This is a genomic window from Luteibacter anthropi, assembly GCF_023699965.1.
Taxonomy (GTDB): domain Bacteria; phylum Pseudomonadota; class Gammaproteobacteria; order Xanthomonadales; family Rhodanobacteraceae; genus Luteibacter; species Luteibacter anthropi.
The window spans coordinates 1,428,585-1,451,447 of record NZ_CP077072.1; the positions used below are offsets into that span (position 1 = coordinate 1,428,585).

Below are 22,863 nucleotides of genomic sequence, written 5' to 3' on the forward strand. Positions count from 1 at the left end.
CTCAGCTCCGGGGGGACGGGGATGCGATCTTCTGGGAGAGCGTCTTCTTGCGCCGTTCCTCGCTGAAGAACGGGTAGAACACGGTGATGAAGAGCATGAACAGGAAGGCCCAGGTAACAAGCTGGCCTTCGGTGCCGAAGATGGCCCACAGGCAGTAGCAGACCACGATACTGGTCAGCACCCAGTACACGCCCACATGCACCGTGCTATGGCTCTGCTCCACGACGAAGTAGCAGGCCACGCAGGAATAGATATACGGCAGCAGGGTCAGCACCACGGCCGCCGACGTCACCAGGCCGAACTGCGCCGATGCCGACGGCGAGGTGGCCGTGGCCAGTACCACGAGCGACATCAGCACGCCCACGATGATCAGGCCCTTCACGGGCGTGCCGTCCTTGTTGGTGCGACTGAACACGGCCGGGAACAGGCCGTCGTCACCCGCCGCCTTGGCCGACAGCGCCGTCAGCAGGATCCAGCCGCCCAGCGAACCGGCCGCGCCCAGCGTGGCGCACAGGCTGACGATGCCGCCACCGACCTGGCCGATGGCGACCTGCGCCGCCAGGGCAAACGGCGCATCGGCCACCTGGAGCTGGTCGTTGGGCACCATGCCCATGATCACCGCCGAGCTGGCGATATATACGACGGCAGCAAGCGCCACGCCCGCGAGCGTCGCGATGGCGACATTCTTTTCGGGATTACGTACCACACCGGCGGACACCGATGCCGACTCCACGCCGATGAATGCCCAAAGTGTCAACGATGCCGAACTGGAGATGGCCTGGAAATCGCTCTTGCCAGAGACGTTGTAGGCTGCCGTGAATACGTCGGACTTGAACCAGAACCAGCCCAGCAATGCCACGCCGAAAAGCGGTATCAGCGCAAACGACGTGGTGATCGACTGGATGCGCGTCACCACATGCGCACCGGCGATGTTCGCAAACGTGAACAGCCAGATCAGGCCCACCACCGCCAGGGTACGTATCCAGGGATTGGCCAATGCGGGAATGAAGTAGCTGAAATACCCCACGGCCGCGATGGGAAGCGCCACGTTGCCTATCCAGTTCGCAAACCAGTAGATGGTATTGGTCTGAAAACCCATGTAAGGCCCGAAGGCATCACGTGCGTAGGCATAAGGGCCACCTTCCTTCGGCGCCAGCTTGCCGAGCTTGGCGAAAACAAACGCCAGCAACAGGGAACCCAGCGTGGTCACCGTCCAGCCCCACATCGATACCGAACCCAGCTTGGCCAGGTTGCCGGGCAGCAGGAACGCTCCCGACCCCATCATGTTGCCTGCCACGAGAAACGTGGCTGCCACCACGCCTATCTTTTTGTCGCCAGCCGCCATGGGATGCTCCTGTTATTTGATGAAGCTGTACTGCACCGATCCTTGCAGCCGGGTATCGTTGGCCCGGCTGCCATTGCGTTGCTCAAGCGTGCCGTGGAGCAGTTCCATACCCATCGTCCAGGTGGGTGTCGGGCTCCAGATCATGTTCAATGCCGCGTAGTCGGTCATGGCGAACGCGGTATCGTCGTTGAGGTGATTGGACGGTACGCGCGCCTGCCCGTAGACCAGGTTCGAGCGCCACTGCTGCGACCAGTAATGGGTGTATGCGCCATACCAGCCCCAGGCCTTGCGGGCATGCAGGCGCCCGGCATCGTCCACCGTGGCATCGAGCCGGCTGCCGCTGGTGTCGGAGAGATAGCGGGCGATGCCCTTGCCATAGACGCCGCTGATCATCAGCATGTCCTTGTCGATCAGGGCAAAGGTGCCGCTGAGGGCCACGCCCCAGCCCGTGGCGTAACCATCGGACTTGCCGTCCGTATAACCCAGCCTGCGCAACAGCATGCCGGCCTGCACATGGCCCCAGTCGCGCTCGCGGCGCAGGGCGACCACCAGGTCCGGCACCCGCGTCGCCCCCTTCATGTCCGCCCGCGTTACCGTGGACGCCACCTCGGACTGCGGCCGCTCGCCCGAGATCGTGAGGCTGTTGCCCTCTCCAAACGGAAACGCCTGGTGGATGCCCGGCTGCAGAACAAACATCTGCCCGCCCGGACCCGCGAAGTCGAGCGTATCCGGCAGCGCATCCGCATCCATGAAGGCGGAATAACCGTAGCCCGCATAGGTATTGCCGATCTGCCCATACGCGTGACGCAGGTGGAACTGGTAGCTGTTGGCATCGCCACCGTAGAAGTCGTTTTCGAGATAGAAGCGCAGGCTGCCGTATTCCGTGGGCCGGCGCGCTTCGAAGGTGAAGCGGGTCTGACGCGCGTGCATGTTGAAATGCTCGTGGTCGCGCGAGGTGCTTCCTGCGGGAAACGCCCCGGGGATGAACTGCTCGTCGTTGCCGGCATCGTGGTTGTCGGCAATGGCATCCAGTTTCGCGTACCCGCCGATGCGGATTTTCGTTTCGGTACCCGGCACGTCGAAAAACCCCTTGAGCTCGGGGTCCGTGGGCGGGGGGGCATTATTGACACGCGAGGCACCGGCGCCCTGGTCAGCGACCGAGTTCTGTGAGGGAAGACGTGACGCGGGCACACCGACCGCCGTCGCCGTGGATACCTTTTCGGCCGGGGTCGTCGCCACGATGGGCTGACTGCCGGGAACAGCCCCGGCTGGAGGAACCGGGGCCGGTGGCGCCTTCTGCACCTGCGCGGTCTCTACCGCGTCCAGCCGTTCACCCATGCGCTTGACCACGTCACGCAAGGCATCTACCTCGGCGCGCAGCTGTGCGTTCTCTTTGCGCAGCTGCGCCTCACCGCTGTCCTGCGCCTGGGCCCCCATGGCGAAACACGCCATGCCCGCCGCGAGGGCAAGCCATCGAATCCGTTTCATGTACCGGATGCCTCCTTTCCCACCCATGGAAATACGCCGCCCGTGTATAAGAACGCGGTGCCTGCCTCGACGAAATATAGGAGCCTTCAGCCCACCCTACCCGCTCATTTGCGGCAAGGTTGTGACAGCTCTCACAGTAGCCTGGCCGTCGCACGGCGATGGTAGTGGTGCAACCGCAAGGCCCTTCCTTTTGTCCGGGCGGTGCGACACCGGACCGCAAGCAATCGCCTCCTCTGTAGGAGCGCGCCTGCGCGCGACCGGTGATATCGCAAACACCGGTCGCGCGCAGGCGCGCTCCTACAGAAAACAAAAAGGGCGGTGGATTGCTCCACCGCCCTTTTCTTTACAGCATGCCCTGCAACGGCTTACCAGCCGATGCTGAGCTCCAGGTGCTCGGGCTGCGTGCTCTGCAGCGACGAGCTGTGGTTGGCCACGTCATCGTAGGAGAAGCCGTAGGCATTCCCACCGATGTTGTGCTTGTGCCAGAACTTGGCGTAGTAGTTCGTCGGCGCCTGCAGGTAGTACTGCGTGTCGTCGTTCCACTTCGTTACGTCTTCCATCACGTGGCGGTTGAACGCACCCGCCATCTGGGCTTCCAGCTGCTCCACGATGCCCCACGGATCGGTACCGTCGGCGAGATGGCCTTCGCCGCCGAACACGTCCACGGAGGCAGGCTTCTTGATCTGGTAGAGCCTGCCCTGCTCCTCGCCCGGCTGCTGGGTATCGGCCCAGTTGGTGTGGGTCAGGGTCAGCACGCCGTCGATCACCTTGCCATCGAACTGCATGGCACCCATGGTCATGTGCAGGTTGTTGGTCGTGTAGTACTGCCACACTTCGTCGATGTACGGATCGAAGTAGTGGGCCTGCGAACCACTGGCCTGGAATGCATCGTCGTTCGGGGCCGGGATGCGCAGCGAGCTGTCGCCGAGGTTCGGAATCTGGAATTCAGGGCCGACTTCCTGATTGTACTCGGTGAAGATCTGCGAACGCGTCTCCGTGATGCCTGCGGTCTGGTGCGTGGTCTTGTTGTCGCCGTACAGATCGACCACCAACGGGAACGAGAACTGGTCGACCTGGGTGGTGTTGATCCACATGCCGTTGTCGGCCCAGGTGTACTCGTACCAGTCGTAGTAGGTGTTGATGTTCGGATCGGTGGCGTTGGTCAGGCTCGGACCCGCAAAGCCGACGGTTCCATCCGCCGCGACGTTGTTGGCCATGTACAGCGGTTCGCCGAACGAGATGAAGATACGGCCCGCGAACGACTTCGGCAGCTTGAGCAGCTTGGTCTGCGCCAGCGTGAACGCATAGTTCGGGTACGGATTTCCATTCTTGGTCAGGTGGCCCGTGGCGGTGTTGTCGGCCACGGTGATCGGCGCGATGTCACCGTTGGGATCGATCCAGGCGTACTGCTGGGTTGCCGGGTCCTTCGCGATCACTTCGACGTAGATCTGGTCGTCGCTCCACTTGCCATTGGTCGTGTTGCGCAGCTGCACGCCGACGAAACCCGGATAGATGTCGTAGTTGAAACCTTCCGGCGGATCATTGTTCGCACTGCTGCCACCGTTGCCGGTGCTGCTGGTACCCGTGCCGCCCGTGCCCGTACCGGTGCCCTGGTTGCCCGAGCCCTGTGCGGCCGCGACGGTGAGCACCGCCGGGTTGCTGGTCACGCTCTGGCCGAGGCCATTGGTCACCACCACGTCGTAGTTGCCCGCGTCCGTCGTGGCCACCACCTTGGTGTAGGTGGCCTGGGTCGCACCCGGGATGTTCACGCCGTTGAAGCGCCACTGGTAGGTGGGCTGGCCGGAGGCCTTGACGCTGACCGTGAAGGTCGCCGTCTGGCCGGCCGTGAGGGCCTGTGCGGAAGGCTGCGACACGAACTGCGGAGTCACCGGCTGGTACACCTCGAATTCCCACAGCGATACACCGTAGCCCACCGTATTCTTCGCCAGGCTGTGCATGCGCACGTAACGTGCGGTCTGCGCCGGGAAATCCACGCGTTCCACGCCGCCCTGGCCGGTGAACGGCTGGGCCGTCACAGGCTGCCAGTCGGTGCCGTTGCCAGTGTTGGACACCTCGATGTTGTGCGACGTCGAGTAGGCATTCTCCCAGCGCAGGATCACGTGGTCGAAGGTCTGCTGCGAACCTAGGTCGAGTGCAATCCAGGCTTCCGGATCGAACGACGAACCCCAGCGGGTGGTGAAGTCGCCATCGACCGCATTGCCCGGGCCGAGGTAGGTGTCGTTCTCGTTCTTCAGCGAGGTAGCCGACGCATGCAGCGCAACGTTGACGCCGTTCTGGCCGTCACCCGGCGTACCCGGATTGTCCGAGTTGCCACCGTTGTTGCCCTGGTTGCCACCGGTGTTCTGCGGAGGGGTTTCCCACGGCGGCAGGTCGAAGCCGCTGGTGGAGTTGTCCACCGTCAGCTGTACGACGTTGCTCAGCGTGGCGATGCCCTGTGCGTTGGTGACCTTCACCTGGTACTGCGCCGTGTTGTCGGCCGCGGTCAGGGCCGGCGTCGCGTAGGTGCCGTCATAGGTCACCGACACGGAGTCGCCGTTCTTGAACCACTCATAGGTCATCTGACCGGTGCCGGTGGCCGCCACGGCGAAGTGCGCCGAACGACCCACGCCGGCGGTCTGGGCCACGAGCGGTGTCGAGATCAGCGGTGCCGGAAGTGCCGTCGCCGAACCCGAGACGCAGATGGCGCTACCGGGATAGTTTTCGGCAAGCTGCGGCGTGACATCACCGGATCGACTCACCATCAGTGCCTTGTCGGCATCGCCCGGATCATTGTCGGTGGTCCAGGTAGACCAGTCCTGCGGGAAGGCATTGGTGGACAGGTTCTTGCCGCTGATGGCCAGTGCTTCGGCGGCGGATGGCAGGCGTGCATTGACCTGGGCGCAGTCGTCGGCCGCCTTGGAACGCTTGTACTGCGCACCTTCGTCGGCGAGGCTGCGTTCGTGACGCTCCCAGGTCAGGCCGCTGAGCGTGTCGGTGACGTGGTTATCGTCCTGGACGATGTATCTTGACGGCGCATCGCAGCAACTGGGCGTGTTGAACACCTCGAACTCATACATCGAGTAGCCGTAGTTGGTACCACGCTTCACGCCCTGCATGCGGACATAACGACCGCTGACCGGGTGGGGAAAGCTCAGGTCATCCGTGCCGCCCGTACCCGTCGAGTTCTCCAGTACATCGGTGAAACCCGTGTCCTTGTCGTTCGACACCTGGATCTTGTAGTCGGCGCCATAAGCCGCTTCCCACTTGATCACCACGTGATCGAATGTCTGCACGGCACCCAGGTCCACTTCGAACCATGCGGCATCCGTCTTGGCCGGATCGGAATCCTGCTCCGATGCCCAGCGCGTGGTGTCATCGCCATCGACGGCATAGGAGGACGGCGTACCGTTCGCATCCTGCACGCCACTGGCATAGGTCACCTTCTCACGCGCCAGATTGGCGCCCGGGGGAGCCAGGGTCAGCTGTGCCGTATTACTGGTGGCAGCCGAAGCACTACCCAGGATATTGGTCACGATGACCTGGTAGCCGCCCACGTCGGTCTGGCTGACGGCGGGAATGGTGAGCGTCGGCGAATCCGTACCGACAGCCAGGGTCCCGTGCATCCACTGGTAGTGGAACGGCGAGGAGCCGGCCACGTTTGCGGTGAACGAGGCAGACTGGCCGAGGTTCGCGCGGACATCACCCAGCGAGGCGGTGAAAACCGGCGGACGAGCCGCATTCACGGTCAGCGCCACCGGGCCCGACGTAGCGGGAGCCACCGGGTTGTCCACTTCGACCGAGAAATTGCCTGCATCCGATGCCTGCACCGCCGCGATGTCGTACGACGGACCATCTGCACCGACGATCTGCGTTCCGTTGTGGAACCACTTGTAACTCAGCTTCGGCGACCCACCGGCAGCCACCTGGAAGTGCGCGGGCTGACCGGCATCCACCGTCACGGCCTGCAACGGCTGGGTGATGGTCACGGCCTGCGCCGCGAACACGTGCAGCGTGGCAGGTGCCGAGTCCGGCGTGTCGCCCAGGCTGTTGTGCGCGGACACCGTATAGGTCGAACCATCGTCACCCTGTACGGTAGCCGGCGTGTCGTAGGCCGACGTGGTTGCACCATCGATCACCACACCGTTCTTCTTCCAAGTGAAGGTCATCGGCTGGGCACCGGAGACGGCGGCTTCGAAATGCCCACTGCTGCCCACGGTGACCGAATCATCCTGTGGAGTGGCGATCAGCGAAGGCGGCCCCAGCGGCGTCGACGGCTGCTGCACCGGCGAAATCTGGAACGTCGCCGAGCCGGCCGTCATGCCCGTCGCAGTGGCGGTGACCGTCACCTGGCCTGGCGTGAACTTCGTGCGCAGCGCGATCTTCTGCAGGCCGCCCTCGAACTTAAGTTCATGATCGCCTGGCGAGTGGTAACCGTGGATCGGTTCCTGCGAACCATCGAAGTTCGTGGTCGAACCGGCGGACCAGTCCACCAGCTGCTGCGTACCGCCCTGGTAGGTCACCAGCGAGTCACCGCTGGTGACGGTAAAGGTCACGTTGACGTCACCCTCGACCGGCACGAGCACGTTGTTGGCATCGAGCACGCGGGCTTCGATGAACGCGGCGTCGGAGCCGTTCGCGGTCACGGCGAAGGAGCTGCCATCCGGCTTCGTCAGTGCTACGTCGGGCACCACGGTGAGCAGGATGTGGTCCGGCTTGCCGGCCGTATTCAGCACGTCCTCTACCGGCTGGTTATTGGCGTCCTGCACCACGTTGCCGTCGGTGCCGATGCACTGCAGCTTGGCGGTACCGGACTGCCAGGTCACGTCCCAGTGCACCTGCTGGGGCAGCTTGGTGGTGGCGGCGGCCTGGGCCACGTTCTGCATCTTGCCCGTGGTCTCGCTGGGACCGTTCGGATCGCCCGCATTACCGTTGACGAGGTTATAAGAAGCCTGGTCGATGCTGGTCCAGTCGTTCGGCTGCTGGTCGGTGCCCTGCTGCACATCGTTGATGAGCAGGCGGGCGGCCGGGCAGTTGGTGAAGCCGCTGACGCGGATGTCACCCGACCGGTTCCAGGTGTTGGCGAGCTTCACGACCGGCTGCAGCTGGAACGGAGTCCAGAGGGCATCGTATGCGTAGTAGATCAGCTTCGGGAAACGATTCTGGTCGACCATGGAATCGCCCAGCGAACGCACGTTGTGGGCGAAGTTCTTGATCTGCGTGCCATCGGGATACTGCGCGATAGGCTGGTTCGGATCGCCGTTCACATGCTGGTAGGTCCAGTGCGTCGAGTCTTCCGTGCCTTCGTCGAAATTGCCGGTTTCACCCGGGGTATCCGCGAAGTACCACTGGGACATGCCGAAGGTACCTACGCTTCGCGCCTGCGAGTACGGCACCATGTAGTTCAGCAACATCGCCAGCTGCGCGTCGTAGGCCTGGCGCTGGGAACCGATACCCCAGTACTCGGCGCCCCAGACGGGCAGGTTCTTGAAGGCACCAGCCTTCATGGAGGTCTCGCAGCCGGCCTTGCTGCAACTGAACAGGTCACCGTTGATGATGGGCTGGCCCGTCGTGGGATCGGTTGCTCCGCTACGATCCGACGCTGCCCTGGGAGCGATGTTGTCCCACTTCGCGGCCAGGGCACGCAGCTCCAGCGCGAACGAGTTCAGGATCGCACCGTTGTCGGTTTCCCATGCAAGGATCGATGGGTGGCTGCGATCGCGGATCACCATGTCGCGATGCACTTCGCGCTTGACGTTGCGCATGTACAGGCACTGCGACACGGCGGTGGCGTCGCCCTTGGACGCGCACTCCTTGTCGAAGCCGCCTTCGCCGTCACCGCTGGGCTGGATGATGAACACACCCAGGGCATCGGCCGCCTCGACGAACTCGGGGCTCGACGACGAATGGCCAGGCCGCCACATGTCACCGCCACCGGCGGCGAACAGCTGCAGGTCGCGCCATTGTTGTTCTTCCGGCACGGACGAGCCGAGCGCCGGGTAATCGTAGCGGCCCGAAGCGCCATCGGCGCGGAAGCGCTCGCCGTTGACGTAGGGATAGCTCTTGTCCCAGGTGATCATGCGGATGCCCAGAGGGCTCTGCTTGGCATCCACGATGGCGCCGTCGATGCTGACGGTGTGGAACACCTTGTACATGTACGGACGCGGACGGCCGGTGTCGCCAGGCCGCGCCACGTTGTGCAGGCTGCCGTTCGGCCACCACAGGTGCAGGTCGGCGCCCGACACCGTCAGGTGCTGGTCGAACACCGGCGCGACGTCATTTGGTGCCTGGTGCGGAGCCAGCTCCTGCTGTTGCTGGTCGCTGGCCACCACCTTGCCGTTCTCGTCCACGATCTGCGTGGTGAGCGTGACGGTCTTCGGTACGTCCGTGTCGTTGACGACGTTGGTCTGTACGTCGATCACGGCCGACTGGTTGTTCGCACCCAGGCTCTGGGTGCCGACGTAGGTACCCCAGGTGTTCTGGCCTTCGTACACGTTCTCCGGAATGTGCACGAGGTTGGTCACGTGCAGCTTCACCGGACGGAAGATACCCGCCTCGGACTGGCCGAAGCGGAAGGCACCGCCGAAGCCCGGGTCCTGGAAGATGTCGCCACCATCGCGCTCGACCTTGACCGCGATGACGTCCGTGCCGTCGTAACGCAGATATGGGGTCAGGTCCACGATGTGCGGAATGAATCCGTATACATGGGTGGCGTTGGCATTGGGCTGGTTCGGCTGGTTGAGCGTGCCGGTACCCGGGATGAACTGCCCGTTGACGTAGACACGGTCGCCCGTGTGCGCGCCTTCGAACTCGATCATCACTTTCTTGCCACGGTAAGACGCCGAGTCGGTCAGCACCTTGCGGTACCAGCTCAGGCTACCGTCGAGGCTGCCCTGGCCGCCACCGGATTCCTGGTTGATGAAGGTGGTGAAGTCGTTGGCCGCATGCGGCAGGCCCACCACTTCCCACTGGGAATCGTCATAGGACGGATTCGCGCCGTCGTCGCCGTTCGGCACGGCGGCATGACCCGACTGGTTGATGTACTGCTTGATGTACTTCCACGGCGTGGCGCCGATGTTGATGTCCTGGCGATCCGAAGGCGCGAGTGTCACGGCATGGGCCGTGACCGTCGCACCAAGGAGCGCCATGGCGATGAAGGCGGATAGCCTTCCTCGCCCCGGGCTGCCCGGTGGTGACGCGGGGTGACTCTTCATGGGGTGTACGTTCCCTGGTTGAAGTCGCGGTGAGGACAACTCCCGCCCCAGGTCCGGGCATGGCCGGAGGCCGTTGCAATCACCGTCGATGTCGCCGACGGTGCACAGCGGTAATTCCCCTGTTTGCGCGTCGAAGCACTCCCACCGTGTCGGGTGGACGAGGGCATCGGGACGATGTCGCGGGGGAGCGTATGGATGCGTTCATCCACCGGCATACCCTATTCAGGGGTGTACGCCCTTGATCGCCTGCTCCACGATTCCGTTCCATGAACCGGCCCGCACAACGCGTGGTGCCGACAGGTTTATCCAAGACGACCGGACCACCTGCCACGATATTTCGAGCGCTGGACTAACCCTCAGGAACTTGCATGGGCGCACAAGTGCGTATCGCCGCCAGTGACTGGCGCTGCTGACCGTCGCGGTCGAAATTCCTCTCGGACAGCCATTGGACGAATCCATCGCGCAACGCAGGCCATTCGCCGTCGATCACCGAAAACCACGCGGTGTCCCTGCTGCGTCCCTTGTAGACGCTCGCTTGCCGGAAGATGCCCTCGAACGCAAAGCCAAGTCGTAACGCTGCCTCGCGCGAGGGCGCGTTGAGGCTGTCGCACTTCCATTCGTAACGTCGATATCCCAGCTCGTCGAACACGTAGCTCATGAGCAGGTACTGCGCTTCGGTGGATATGGGCGTGCGCTTCAGCCGGGGCGAGAACACCACGTGACCTACTTCGATCACACCATTGCCCGGATCGATGCGCATCAGTGACATCGTGCCTACGGCTGCCCCCGTGCGCTGGTCCACCACGGCGTAATGCAACGGATCGCTGCTGGCTGCCGCATCGCGCACGTAGCCTGCGAAGGCGGCTTCGCTGGTAAACGGCCCCACCGGCAGATAGGTCCAGCCCGAGGCATCCGGTGCCATCGCGTGGGCATTCCACAGCTCGGAAGCGTGGCGCTCCGCCTCCAGGGGCTCCAGCCGGCAGAAGCGCCCTTCCAGGCTGACGCGGGCGGGCCGGGGACGCGGGCGCCAGTCCGGCAGGGCGATGCCAACCGGTTGGCCGAGGGAATTAAGGGTGTCTGCCATGTCGTTCTCCGGAGAAGGGCTCGACAGCAAGGCTAGGCTTTCGTGGCTCTTCCGATAGTGCCACATGCTGGCACTATGATGGAGCCACACCGCAGGATCGCCATGCCCATGCCACCCCATGCCGACGACGCCGCCTGGTCCGACTTCCTCGCCGGGTCGCCACCCCTGCGCCGCGATGGTGCATCCCTGCAAGGTCAGCTGCTGCGCCACTTGCGTGCGGGCATCCTCGACGGGCGGCTGCCTGCGGGCAGCCGGCTGCCCGGCTCGCGTGCACTGGCGGATGCCGTAGGCGTGTCGCGCAATACCGTCACGGCCGTCTACGAACTGCTGGGAGCCGAAGGGTTCATCGCTGCCGGCCGCCAGGGCACCCGCGTCGCCGCCCTGCCCCGTTTGCGAACGTCACCTGCCGACGTTCGCGTGGCGCGGGCGCCAGTGCTGTCGGAGCGCGCCATGCGCATCCCTCGTCGTGCCGCTGCGGCAGACGATACGCTGGCCTTCCGGCCAGGCGTACCTGCCCTGGATCACTTTCCGGCAGGAGCCTGGAAGCGTTGCATGGACAAGGCCATGGCAGCCCATGGCGACACATTGCTGGGCCACGGCGATCCTTTCGGCGAACCGGCGCTTCGTGCCGCCGTGTTGCGGCATCTCACCCTCTCGCGTGGCATACGGGCGACACCGGAGCAGGTCGTCATCACCACTGGCGCGCAGGAGGCCCTTGGCCTTTGCGTGCGCCTGCTGGCCGATGCCGGAGATGCGGGGTGGATCGAGGACCCGGGTTATCGCGGTGCGCAGCAGGCCTTCGCCGCGGGTGCACTAGACGTCACGGCCTGTCCGGTGGACGACGCAGGCATCGTCATCGCAGACGAAGCATGGCAGGCACGTTCGCCGAAGCTGGTCTACACCACGCCATCGCACCAGTATCCGTTGGGTTCGGTGCTTTCCGCGGCACGTCGGCTGGCCTTGATAGAGAAGGCCACCTCGCACGGCACATGGATCATCGAGGATGACTACGACAGCGAGTTCCGCCGCTCGGGCGAATCCATCGGTGCCATGCAGGGCATGCTCCCGGACGCGCCGGTGCTCTATGTCGGCACCTTCAGCAAGACACTGTTTCCCGCATTGCGGATGGGTTTCATGATACTGCCCGAGGCCTTGCGCCCCGTGATGGCACCTGTGCTGGCCGAGCTGTTACGTGGGGGGCGACGCGTGGAACAGCTGGCCCTGGCAGACTTCATCCACGGCGGCGGCTTCGGTCGCCACCTCTCCGCCATGCGCCGGCTCTACCGTCAGCGCCGGGATGCATTGCAGGAGGCCCTGGCGACGCAGCTGTCCGTGCCACACCGGATCACCGGTGGCGACAGCGGCATGCACCTGAGCCTTCACCTGCCGGCTCATGTCCCCGACCGCCGGCTGGCCTTCATGGCGCGGGAACACGGCATGGCGCCCGAGCCCTTGTCCGCCTTCGCATCCTCAGGGCATCCCACATGCAACGGACTCGTACTCGGCTATGGAAATACCGATGCCTCACGGATGAAAGCACTGGTGCGCAGCCTTGCAACGCTCATCGAACGAGCGGTCACGCGCTAGGGAGGCAGCGCTTATCGCGCTGCCTCCCTAGCGATGTCGTCAGGCCTTCGACTTGCCACCGAAGTGATAGTCGAACTGGATCCACCATTGCCGCCCGTAGATGTCGTAGATGCTGGACGGATAGTTGGGCCATCCCTGCGTGCGATCCACCGGCATGCGATTGGCGACGTTATTGATGACAAGGGATACGGATGCCTCCTTGTTCAACTGATAGGCCACGCTCGTATTGAACAACGTGTACGGCGCCCGGTAACCCAGCTGGTTTCCGTACGGGATTCGTCCGTAACGGATGCCGTTGACCGTGGCCGACCAGTCGTTGCGATGCCAGCTCAGTGCCGCATTGACCTTGCTGCGCCATTCGGTCTGGTAGGCGGGGCTCAGGTAGTCCTGTATCGCATCGCCACCGAACTGCTCGTACTTGTGGCTGAACACCGTCGTGTAATCGAGCTTCAGGGCGAACAGGCCGAAGCGGTCACCGCCCCAGCGGATGTTCGAACTTGCATCCAGGCCGCTTGTGTGTTCGTTGGAAGCGTTGATCGGATTGACGTCCACGCTCGTCACGCCATTGGCATTCACCAGTGCATTGGCTGCAACACGGTGGACACGGGCAATGGCATCACTGCAAAGCGAGGACTGCGGGTCCACCGGTGTACCCGACAGGGTCTGGCCGGCGAGGCAGTCGGCATCGGTTCGCAGCAGCTGGTCCATGCTGAGGTTCGTCACCTCGTCGGTGATGGCGATATGGTAGTAATCGACCGACAGATCGAAGTTCCTGCTGGGCGACCACACTACGCCATAAGTGAAGGAACGGGCCGTCTCCGGCTTCAGTTTGCTGTTGCCGCTCTGGGTGTAGTTGATGTTGTATGTCTGGTCGCAGCTTCCGTACGGCTGGTTGCCGAGGCGGCACAGGTAATAATCGGTCTGCCCGGGGTTATAGCCCAGCGTGGCATTGGAGAAGATGTAGTTCATGTCCGGCGCACGGAAGCTGGTGGCGTAGTTGCCACGAATCAGCAGGCTTTCCACGGGTCGGTATTCCAGGCCCACGTTGAAGGTCGGCTTGCTGATCCTGTTGCCGGCGAAGTGGAAGACGTCGTAGCGCGCGGCACCCGACACCGTCAGTGAGGACAGCACGGGCGCATTGAATTCCACGCCTACGGCCTGGTTGCGCCGGGTGCCCCCGGACGAATCGGCGGTACCCGTGTTCCAGAAGTAGCCCTGGTCGATGCGTGGATCCGGGTGCTGGTGGTAGCCCTGGTCGCCCAGCTCCGCAATCGCCGCCACGCCAAAATCACCGCCGGGCAGTGTGAATGGGGTGCCGTTTACCGCGAGGCTGGCGGTCTGCGTCCATGAACTGTTCTTGCTCGTGCTGGATGCCGCGAGGCTTTCGTACTGCGCTGCTGACAACGGACTGTAGAAGTTGGCCAGGTTCGGCGCATAGGCGGGAAACGTCGTGCCATCGACAACGTGGCTGCCTACCTGCTGGCCGAGAAAGTACGTATCCACGCTATTGAGGAAGCGTTGCCGCGTCTGGTCGCTGCTGTAATGGGAGTATGTGTAGTTCGCATCGTAGTGCCAGTCGCTGCTGCCGAAGTCACCCCGGGCACCCACCGACGCCGTGAACGAGCGCTCCAGATAGGTGCGGTCGTATCCTTGCAGGCCGATGCCTTCGTCCGGGGCAAGGACGCGCGTGAGGTTTTCCAGGCGCTGGGTCTGGGTATCCCAGAACGGACCTGCGACGGACGAACTGGACCAGCTGGGCGGCCCGATCAGGTGGCTGGTGACACGGGTGTCGTCGGCCAGGAAGTCGCCATAGAGCGAGGTGTGGTCATTGATCTTGTACTGCAGGCTGGCAAAACCGGAGGCCTGCTTCTTGGCCGCTCCCAGCGTGCCGACGTTGTAGTACCGGTCGCTCCCGCAGTACGTGCCAGGGCGCTTCGGATTATTGCTGGTATCCAGGCCGACGCTGCCGCCCATCAGGCCGCCGAGGCCCTGGCATGCGCCATCGGGTGGCGCGAGATAACGCCCGGATATCGGATCGCGAATGGTCGCCACGCCCGGTACGGAGGTGGTGGGGTCGATCGCATTACGCGTGTAGGACGAACTCAGGTGCCGGTCGCCGAACTCCAGCGGCTGGGTATTGTTCAATTCAAGCCCGGCAACACCGGTCAGCTTGCCCGCATCGATACCCTGGGTGAGCTGGAGGCGCTGGTTGGCGCCACCGCCACCTTGTGTTCCGCCCGCACGTACCTTGATGTCGGTGCCGTCGTAGTGCTGCTTCAGGATCACGTTGACGACGCCGGCGATGGCGTCCGAACCATAGATTGCCGACGCGCCCGCATCGGTCACTTCGATGCGCTCGATGGATTCGGAGGGAATATTGGCGAGGTTGACCGCATTGACGCGGCCATCGTAAGCCACCGGATACTCCGCCAGGCGATGACCGTTGACCAGCACCAGGGTGTGGTTGGCACCAAGGTTGCGCAGGTTGAGGAAGTTGCCCGCCGGCGTGAAGGTGCTGCCGAAATCCTGACCCTGCACCTGTCCGGTGTTCTGCGTGAGCTGCGACAGGGCATCGAAGGCATTGCGATAACCACGGGCGTCGATTTCATCGGCCGTGATGGTGGTCACGGGCGATGCGCCTTCCAGTTCGGTGCGCGGGATGCGCGAACCGGTAACCACCACTTCCTGCAACTGCCGCGGCGAATCCTTGTCATCGCCGGGCGCTGACGAAGGTGCGGCGTCGGACGTCGGTACCGTCGCCGTCTGTGCCCATGCCGGCATCGCCAGCATGATGCCGACGGCGAGGGCCGTTCGTTGGAAAACCCGGGTAGCGCGAGTGGAAGTAAAGCCTGGACTGGACATGGGAGGGCAAATCCTGGGTTCGGCAACCCGTCCCGGCATCAGGGCCAGGTTTTCAGGGTGCAAGGTGATCGACAGCGTGCGCTGTCAGTGGGCATGGGAGGTGGAGCAGGAATCAGGCTGTGGGGACAGCCGTACGTAACGACCCGATCAACAACAGTGCGCGACGCCACGACAACAAGCGTCGCAGGTAGCGATTTTCAGGCACTGGATGTTCATAGCCATTCGTGGTCGTGAAGAGGTGGGGGGAACAGGCACGGATCATCATTCATGACGTCCGGCACGATCATTCTCTTCATCTATTTTTCATGGTGTCAATAAAGTTCCGCAGCGCACTTGCGGAACATGGACCACCGTGGCGGCCCGGAGCAGGAAATCACGAAAGTCGCGCCGCAGGACGGAGGCGGCCGCGTTTCCAGAAATCACCGGCAAAACCATGGACATGGATTGAGGTGACCGCTACGTGCACAGGATCTGGAGCGACCCGTCTTATAACCGATGGTTATAAGTACATAAGAAATGACCATATAGAAAAGGGCCGGTGACTGCCGCCATCCAGCCCTTGAAACGCGCACTCGACCGTGGATACGACCGACACCTGACAGGGTACGGCGACCTATGAACGAGCCATCGCGCGGATCGTTTACTGGCGTCCGGCGGTGACGCCACCGTCCACCGGAAGCACCGTACCCGTAATCCAGCCAGCCTGTTCGGAGGCAAGGAACAGGATGGCTTCGGCCACATCGCCGGGCTGGCCGTTGCGGCCCAGCGGGTGGAAGGCATCGAACGTGGGCAGCACTTCCTTCACCTGCGCGTCGCTCATGAAGGTGTTGTACACCGGTGTCTCGACCACGGCAGGTGCCACCGCGTTGATGCGGATGTGATGTGGTGCCAGTTCGATGGCCAGGTTGCGCACCATAGCGTGGACGCCGGCATTCGCCGCGGAATACGCCGCCGACGGCGTGGCGCCGATGGCCTGGATCGCCCACATCGAACCGGTCTGCACGATGGCACCGCCGCCAGAATCCTTCATGGCACGCGCCGCGGCCTGTGCCGTGAAGAACTTGCCCTTGAGGATCGTGTCCAGGTACCAGTCGTAGTCGGCTTCGGTGAGGTCGAGGAAGGGCTTCGGATTGAACACACCTGCATTGTTCACCAGCACGTCGAGACGACCGAAGCGACGCACGGCGGTGTCCACGAGCTCCTGCCCCGTGCGCGGATCGGCGATGTCACCGTCGGTGACGATCACGTGGCTGCCCGACGGGTTGATATCCTTCGCCGCCGCGACAAGCTTCTGGCGGTCGCGACCATTGATGACCACCTTCGCGCCTTCGGCGACGAAGCGCCGTGCGGTTTCCTTGCCGATGCCCGAACCGCCACCCGTGATGGCGATGACCTTGTTTTTGAAACGCATGTCGTTGTGTCCTGTTGTCTTTAAAAGGAGATCAGATCTGGGCAAAGCCGCCGTCGACGGCAATCTCTGCGCCCAGCATGTAGCGGGAGTCGTCACTGGCGAGGAAAAGCGCGGCCTGCGCGATGTCGTCGGCCAAACCAAGCCTTCCAAGCGGTACGCGTTGCGCAATGCGGGTCTTCGCAGCGGCGACATCCGCATCGGATGCGCTGCCGTGAATGGGCGTGTCGATGGCGCCAGGGCTGACGGCATTGACCCGGATGCGCCGCGCCAGCAGCTCTGCTGACCATGTGCGCGCCAGCGAACGCACGGCTGCCTTGGATGCCGACAGCATCGACAGGCCGGGCGTGCCCACTTCGTTGAGCCATGAGGTGTTGAGGATCACCGAGGCTCCCTCGCGCAACAGCGGCGACACCGCCTGCATGGAAAAGAAGACGCCCTTGACGTTGATATCCATCAACTCGTCGTAACGAGCTTCCGTGGTGGATTCCAGCGGTGTGCCAAAGGCCACGCCGGCATTGGCGAAGAACACATCGAGTCCACCGATCCGATCGCGCAGCACGTGTTGCATGCGTTTGAGGTCGTCGTGCGAACACACGTCAGCGACGATGGGTATCACGGCATCGCCAAGCGTCACTGCCACCTCATCCAGCCGTGCCGCATCGCGCCCGGTGATCGCGACACGTGCGCCTTCGCGGGCGAACAATGCTGCCGTCGCCAGCCCGATACCACTGCTGCCGCCCGTGACGAGCGCTGTCTTGCCTTCGAGTTTCATGGATTCATTCCTGCTATGGGGATGCCAGCGAGCGCGACGTCGACACCATGGTCCGCCGCCTCTATAGCACCGGCGATGTAGCCGGGCATCGAGGGCGACCACTCGCTGGCAATGCCGGCCATGACGGCATGCCAGGGCGCGTCGACACGCGAGATGGATACCGCTGGTTCGTGATGACCCGTGGCCATCTGGTCGTCTTCCGTAGCCGTCAGGGCATCGCATGCCCAGTCTTTCAGGTATTCGGCACGCGGCTTGGCCGCCTGCTCGCCGAACAGCCTTGCCAGCTCCGCCCTGCATTGCATGCGCAGGTCTTCATCCGAAAGGCGACGCCGCATCGTGGCCGGTATGCCGATGAAGCCGAACAAGGCGCCGCTGCCATCGCGAGGCGACGCATCGTGTATTTCGACGAGCGGCCCCGTGTTGCTACGCGCATGGCCCGACAGGCCTTGTTCGCGCCAGAAGGGCTCGTCGTATACGGCCACGTACTTTGCGTGGGGCGCCATCCAGGTGCCCGTCGATCGCCACTGCCGCATCACGCTGGCTGGCAGCGCGGGAACCAGATCAAGCGTGGCTGCCGCCAGACGTGGAGGAAGCGCCAGCAACACATGGGCTGCCTGCCATGAAACCGAAGCTCCATCGCCACGCACTGCATGCACGTCCACCGTTTTTCCATCGGTGGCGATACGTGTTACGCGGTGCTCCAGCCACAGGCACTCATCGGGTATGCGCCGCGCCAGTGCTTCGGCCAGGGCCACCATGCCACCTTCCAGCCGCAACGACGAAGGCGCAGAGATAAAGCCGGAGAAACGATCCGGCGCGCGACCGATGCTGCGTTCGACCAGCATGTCCCCCGCCTCGTGCTGACCGGTAGTGATCAGGCCAAGGCGGGAAACCAGTTCGTGCAGCTCGTGTTGCATGCCGGGCCAGTACCAGGTGGCACCGAGGTCATAGCGGTTTCCATGATCGCCTTCGGGAAGCGACAGCAGTCGTCCGCCGATGCGCTGCCGCGCTTCAAGCAGCACGACCTCGCGATGACCACGCTCCAGCAGCCGCGCAGCGGCATACAGGCCGGCTACGCCAGCACCAATGATGACGATGCGACGGTTCAGCACGGCAGGTGTCCCGTCTTCAGGTAGACCGTGACGCCTTCGCTGCCCGCCACGAATTGCACGGGACACCCAGAAGGAAACCGCAGCCAGCTACCTTGTGGATAAGCTGTGGTTTCGCCGTACAGTTCACCGCTGACGACGAATATCTCCAGGTTATCCACAGGTTCGTCGAACAGCGTGTGCCCCGCATCCAGCCGATGTATGGCGACGCTTTCATCCGCATACGTGTGCAGAACGCACACCATCCCGCCGGGCCGTGGCGCCCATTGCGATGGATCGCTCGTGTCCACGCGGACATCGCGCGTATCGCCTTCATCCATCTGGCGAAGCTTCACGAAGATCGTCGTGCCGTGCGTGCTGGATGGTGCGTGCGACGACCCTGAAGGATGACGCAGGTAGCAACCCGCTGGGTGGTCACCGCCGTCATCGCGGAAGATGCCTTCGAGCACCAGGATCTCTTCGCCGCCCGGGTGGACGTGGCTAGGAAACGACGTACCGCGCTCATAGCGGACCAGGCTGGTAGCGCGTGCACATTCCTCGCCGATGCGGTCGAGCATCATGCGGTTGACCCCCTGCTGCGGCGAATCCACCCAGCGATAGTCGCCTGGTGTAACGATCGCCGGCTGAGAGAGATCGGCGTGGACACGCATGACCGCCTCAGGCTGCCGGCAATGCGTCGAACGCGTCCAGCGTACGCGCCGTATAGGTCAGGGCAGCGCCGGCATTGAGGGCGATGGCCGTACCCAGTGCCTCGGCGATTTCCTCGCGCGTCGCTCCGTGTTCGGCCGCCATCTTCACATGCGTGGCAATGCAGCCGTCGCAACGGGTCGTGATGGCGACCGCCAGGGCGATCAGCTCATGGACCTTCGCACTGAGGTGGTTGCCCTGCTCGCCGCTGGACATCATCGACAGCCCGCGCATCACGGGCGGGTTGAGCCTGGTGAAGTCGCCGACGGTGCGATGCAGCTCGTCGCGGTAGGTATTCCAGTCATACAGCATGGCGTTGCTTCCCATGGGTGATCGAGGTAGAAAAACTATTCACGCCCCGGCAAGGCGATGTGCTCGGTTCGCTTTATGGGAAGCATGGTGATCCCCGGCTTGCGGGCTCACAAACGGTATATTCTTGGGCTCATATAAAGAATTTCTTTATCGCCATGAAATCACCCGTGTTCCTCAACGCCCTGCGTGCCTTCGAGGCCAGCGCGCGGCACCAGAGCTTCTCGGCCGCCGCGGCCGAGTTGAGCGTCACCCCCGCGGCCGTGGGACAGCTGGTGCGCAGCCTGGAGGACTGGCTCGGCACCCCGCTGTTCCATCGCAGTACCAGCGGCAAGGCCCGCCTGGTGCCCACCGAAGCGGCGGAACGGGCTTTGCCCGACATCCGTGCGGGATTCGACCGCCTTACGCTGGGCCTCAGCCGCCTGCGTGAGTCGTCAGCCAGCGGTGTCCTTACCGTGACCGTAAGCCCGGCATTCGCGGCCAAATGGCTGCTGCCCCGCCTGGAACATTTCCAGGCCGAGTACCCGGATACGGACGTACGCCTCGATACCAGCCTGAAGCTGATGGACTTCACGGCCCAGGGCATCGATATCGGCGTGCGCTATGGGCGTGGCGAATGGCCAGGCCTCGTGGCCGAGAAGCTGATGGACGAACAACTCTTTCCCGTATGCTCGCCGCAATGGCTTCGGCATCACCCGGACGTCAGCGAGCCATCCTCGCTGTCGGCACGCATGCTGATACACGATCAGTCCGTGGATACGCATATCGGTTTTGCATCCTGGCCCACATGGCTTGCCCACGCGGGTACGCCGGAGGTGGATACCACGCGTGGCCTGCGCATCAACAACTCGGCCGCCGTGCTCCAGGCGGCCATCGACGGCCATGGTGTCGCGCTTGCCCGCAGTGTCATGGTGAGGGACGACCTGGCCAGCGGCAGGCTCGTGCGATTGTTTCCCCATATCGGGCAGGCTTCCGAACTGGCCTACTTCGTGGTCTATCGTGCCGAATGCGCCTCGCTGCCGAAGCTGCTGGCGTTTCGCGACTGGCTCATGCACGAGGCACGTGCCGCCTGAACGTCAAGGCGTCCTCACAAACAACGCACGGGTCGTTCAAGGTCCACTAGTGAGGCTGGAATCTCTTTCCAGGAGTCCTGTCATGGCCAACGAGAAAAACCGTCCGCCGCAACATCCCGGCCAGAATGATCCGCCGGAACATCCGCGCAACCCCACGCGCCAGCGCGAAACCAACGATTCGGGTGACCCGAAGGACGATTCGGGCGAAGACAACCAGCAGCAGAAATAACCTGTCCTGCACCTTCGAGGAGAACGCCGATGCTCCAGCTCAACCCGCCGCTGCCAATGAACACCCCGAAGGGCGAAGGTTTTGCCCATATCCTGATCGACTATGGCCCGGAGTCCGATCTGTACTGGACGGTGCTCATCACGGCGACCGGGGAGATCTGGACCTTCTCCAATCGTGAGGTGCGCGCGTCGAAGAACATCACGCTGGGCCGCACCTCCCCTTCGGCGCCACGCGCGGTACGGCGCGCGGAAGCAGGTGACGGCGCCGTCGTGGCACTGGGATCGAAAGACGCCCTGTAGGAGCGCGCCTTGCGCGCGACCCAACGGTACGGCTATGCCCGATGATTAAAAACGGTCGCGCGCGAGGCGCGCTCCTACAGGGGTGGCGGTGGTGTGCGGGGCATCTCGCTGGCTTCACCTGGTGGGGCACACGCTGCCAACGCCCAACCTTCCACACCGGGCGAAGGAACCTGCGAAATCCATGTCCCGCTCCGAAGCCGTCTCTCCCGACCGTCGCGAACCCCACCTCACGGCCCTGCGCAATCTCAAGATGGCGCGCTCTGCGCATGCCTTCGTGCGAGGGAACACCCTGCAGTTCTACGAGTGGCTGGAAGGTGCGGATCGCACCCTGCCCAAGGGACCCGATATCTGGATCTGTGGCGATTGCCATGTCAGCAATATCGGCCCGGTGGCCGACCGCGAGGGCGGGCTCGATATCCAGATCCGTGACCTCGACCAGGCTGTAATCGGCAACCCCGCGCACGACATCGTGCGGCTGGCGGTGTCTCTCGCTACCGCGGCACGCGGCTCCGACCTGCCCGGCGTGATCACCACCCGCATGGTGGAGCAGCTGATCGCGGGATACGAGCGCGGCATGGCTGGCGGTCGCAAGGAGTACCGCGTGGTGGCGCGTCCGGACACCATCCGGCTGGTGATGAAGGCGGCACTCAAGCGCCGCTGGAAACATCTGGCACGGGAACGCATGAAAGGCGTGCGCCCCGATATTCCCGAGGGTAAACGCTTCTGGCCCGTGACCGACGAAGAGCGGGCGCAACTGGAGAGCCTTGCCGCCACCGATGGCATGCGTGCGCTGGTGACCCAGCTGGTTCACCGCGACGACGATGCCACGATCGAACTGCTGGATGCGAAGTACTGGGTGAAGGGTTGCAGCTCGCTCGGGCGCCTGCGTTATGCCCTGCTCGTGCGATTGGCCGCCAAGGGTTCGCCGGACGAGTTGTGTCTGGTCGACGTCAAGGAAGCCCTGAAGGCTGCCGCGCCTCGCAGTGCCAATGCGGGCATGCCACGCGATAACGCCGAACGCGTGAAGCAGGGTGCGTTGCACCTGGCCCCCAACCTCGGCGAACGCATGATGACCGGACGCATCCAGGGCCGCACGGTGTTCGTGCGCGAGCTGCGCCCGCAGGACCTAAAGATCGACCTGGAGCGCCTGGCCGATACCGAAGCCATGGACGTCGCCCATTATCTCGGCAATGTGGTGGGCCGTGCACATGCGAGCCAGCTCTCATGGCCCGAGCGCAAGAGCTGGCTGGGCGAGCTGGCGCGTAACCGGCCCAGGAGTATCGATGCCCCCTCATGGCTGTGGCGCAGCGTCGTCGAGCTGGTCCAGGCGCACGAGGGTGGTTACCTGGAACATTGCCGGCGCTTCGCCAACGAACTGCGTTGAGGCGAGTGCGCCT

Annotated in this window: 15 protein-coding genes; 5 read left to right on the plus strand and 10 right to left on the minus strand. The window is 63.6% G+C overall.

Translation table 11 applies throughout. The features are described 5' to 3' along the window. Nucleotide 1: 1 nt before the first annotated feature. The 4 genes from adiC to KR767_RS06485 form a co-directional block, all read right to left on the minus strand. Complete coding sequence (gene adiC / locus KR767_RS06470; protein WP_250878524.1) at nucleotides 2-1,345, minus strand: arginine/agmatine antiporter; 1,344 nt, start codon at nucleotides 1,343-1,345, stop codon at nucleotides 2-4. Nucleotides 1,346-1,357: 12 nt separating this feature from the next. Beyond that, on the minus strand, nucleotides 1,358-2,833 hold the full coding sequence (locus KR767_RS06475) for a DcaP family trimeric outer membrane transporter (RefSeq protein ID WP_250878525.1): 1,476 nt from the start codon (nucleotides 2,831-2,833) through the stop codon (nucleotides 1,358-1,360). A 365-nt stretch (nucleotides 2,834-3,198) separates the two neighbouring features. Continuing rightward, the gene (locus KR767_RS06480) at nucleotides 3,199-10,044 is read right to left on the minus strand and encodes a beta-1,3-glucanase family protein (RefSeq protein ID WP_250878526.1); all 6,846 of its coding nucleotides are present in this window, start codon (nucleotides 10,042-10,044) and stop codon (nucleotides 3,199-3,201) included. 349 nt (nucleotides 10,045-10,393) lie between these two features. Then, nucleotides 10,394-11,128: a GNAT family N-acetyltransferase gene (locus KR767_RS06485; protein WP_250878527.1), complete on the minus strand. Its 735-nt coding sequence runs from the start codon at nucleotides 11,126-11,128 to the stop codon at nucleotides 10,394-10,396. 102 nt (nucleotides 11,129-11,230) lie between these two features. Here KR767_RS06485 and pdxR point away from each other — a divergent pair, with 102 nt between their 5' ends. Continuing rightward, entirely contained in the window at nucleotides 11,231-12,715 is a 1,485-nt protein-coding gene (gene pdxR, locus KR767_RS06490; RefSeq protein WP_250878528.1) for a MocR-like pyridoxine biosynthesis transcription factor PdxR, read from the plus strand. Nucleotides 12,716-12,754: 39 nt separating this feature from the next. Here pdxR and KR767_RS06495 read toward each other — a convergent pair whose 3' ends face one another. The 6 genes from KR767_RS06495 to KR767_RS06520 form a co-directional block, all read right to left on the minus strand. Beyond that, nucleotides 12,755-15,577 carry a TonB-dependent receptor plug domain-containing protein gene (locus KR767_RS06495; RefSeq protein ID WP_250878529.1) on the minus strand — a complete coding sequence of 941 codons (2,823 nt, stop codon included), beginning with the start codon at nucleotides 15,575-15,577 and terminating at the stop codon, nucleotides 12,755-12,757. 640 nt (nucleotides 15,578-16,217) lie between these two features. Then, nucleotides 16,218-16,988, minus strand: coding sequence for an SDR family NAD(P)-dependent oxidoreductase (locus tag KR767_RS06500; RefSeq protein WP_250878530.1), 771 nt, complete (start codon nucleotides 16,986-16,988; stop codon nucleotides 16,218-16,220). Nucleotides 16,989-17,019: 31 nt separating this feature from the next. Continuing rightward, a complete protein-coding gene (locus tag KR767_RS06505) occupies nucleotides 17,020-17,760 on the minus strand; it encodes an SDR family oxidoreductase (protein WP_250878531.1) in 741 nt (246 codons plus the stop codon). Further along, the gene (locus KR767_RS06510) at nucleotides 17,757-18,872 is read right to left on the minus strand and encodes a flavin monoamine oxidase family protein (protein ID WP_250878532.1); all 1,116 of its coding nucleotides are present in this window, start codon (nucleotides 18,870-18,872) and stop codon (nucleotides 17,757-17,759) included. Before KR767_RS06510 ends, KR767_RS06505 begins: the two co-directional genes overlap by 4 nt. Beyond that, entirely contained in the window at nucleotides 18,866-19,519 is a 654-nt protein-coding gene (locus KR767_RS06515) for a cupin domain-containing protein (RefSeq protein WP_250878533.1), read from the minus strand. Before KR767_RS06515 ends, KR767_RS06510 begins: the two co-directional genes overlap by 7 nt. A gap of 7 nt (nucleotides 19,520-19,526) precedes the next feature. Continuing rightward, entirely contained in the window at nucleotides 19,527-19,883 is a 357-nt protein-coding gene (locus KR767_RS06520; protein WP_425602730.1) for a carboxymuconolactone decarboxylase family protein, read from the minus strand. Between the two features lie 140 nt (nucleotides 19,884-20,023). Here KR767_RS06520 and gcvA point away from each other — a divergent pair, with 140 nt between their 5' ends. The 4 genes from gcvA to KR767_RS06540 all read left to right on the plus strand — a co-directional run bounded on the left by gcvA (nucleotide 20,024) and on the right by KR767_RS06540 (nucleotide 22,850). Next, nucleotides 20,024-20,938 (plus strand): transcriptional regulator GcvA, encoded by a 915-nt coding sequence (gene gcvA / locus KR767_RS06525; RefSeq protein ID WP_250878534.1) that lies wholly within the window; start codon nucleotides 20,024-20,026, stop codon nucleotides 20,936-20,938. An 82-nt stretch (nucleotides 20,939-21,020) separates the two neighbouring features. Next, nucleotides 21,021-21,167, plus strand: a complete 147-nt coding sequence (locus KR767_RS06530; protein ID WP_166945610.1) for a hypothetical protein — start codon at nucleotides 21,021-21,023, stop codon at nucleotides 21,165-21,167. Between the two features lie 29 nt (nucleotides 21,168-21,196). After that, a complete protein-coding gene (locus tag KR767_RS06535) occupies nucleotides 21,197-21,466 on the plus strand; it encodes a hypothetical protein (RefSeq protein ID WP_250878535.1) in 270 nt (89 codons plus the stop codon). 181 nt (nucleotides 21,467-21,647) lie between these two features. Further along, entirely contained in the window at nucleotides 21,648-22,850 is a 1,203-nt protein-coding gene (locus tag KR767_RS06540; protein ID WP_250878536.1) for a DUF2252 family protein, read from the plus strand. Nucleotides 22,851-22,863: the final 13 nt, after the last annotated feature.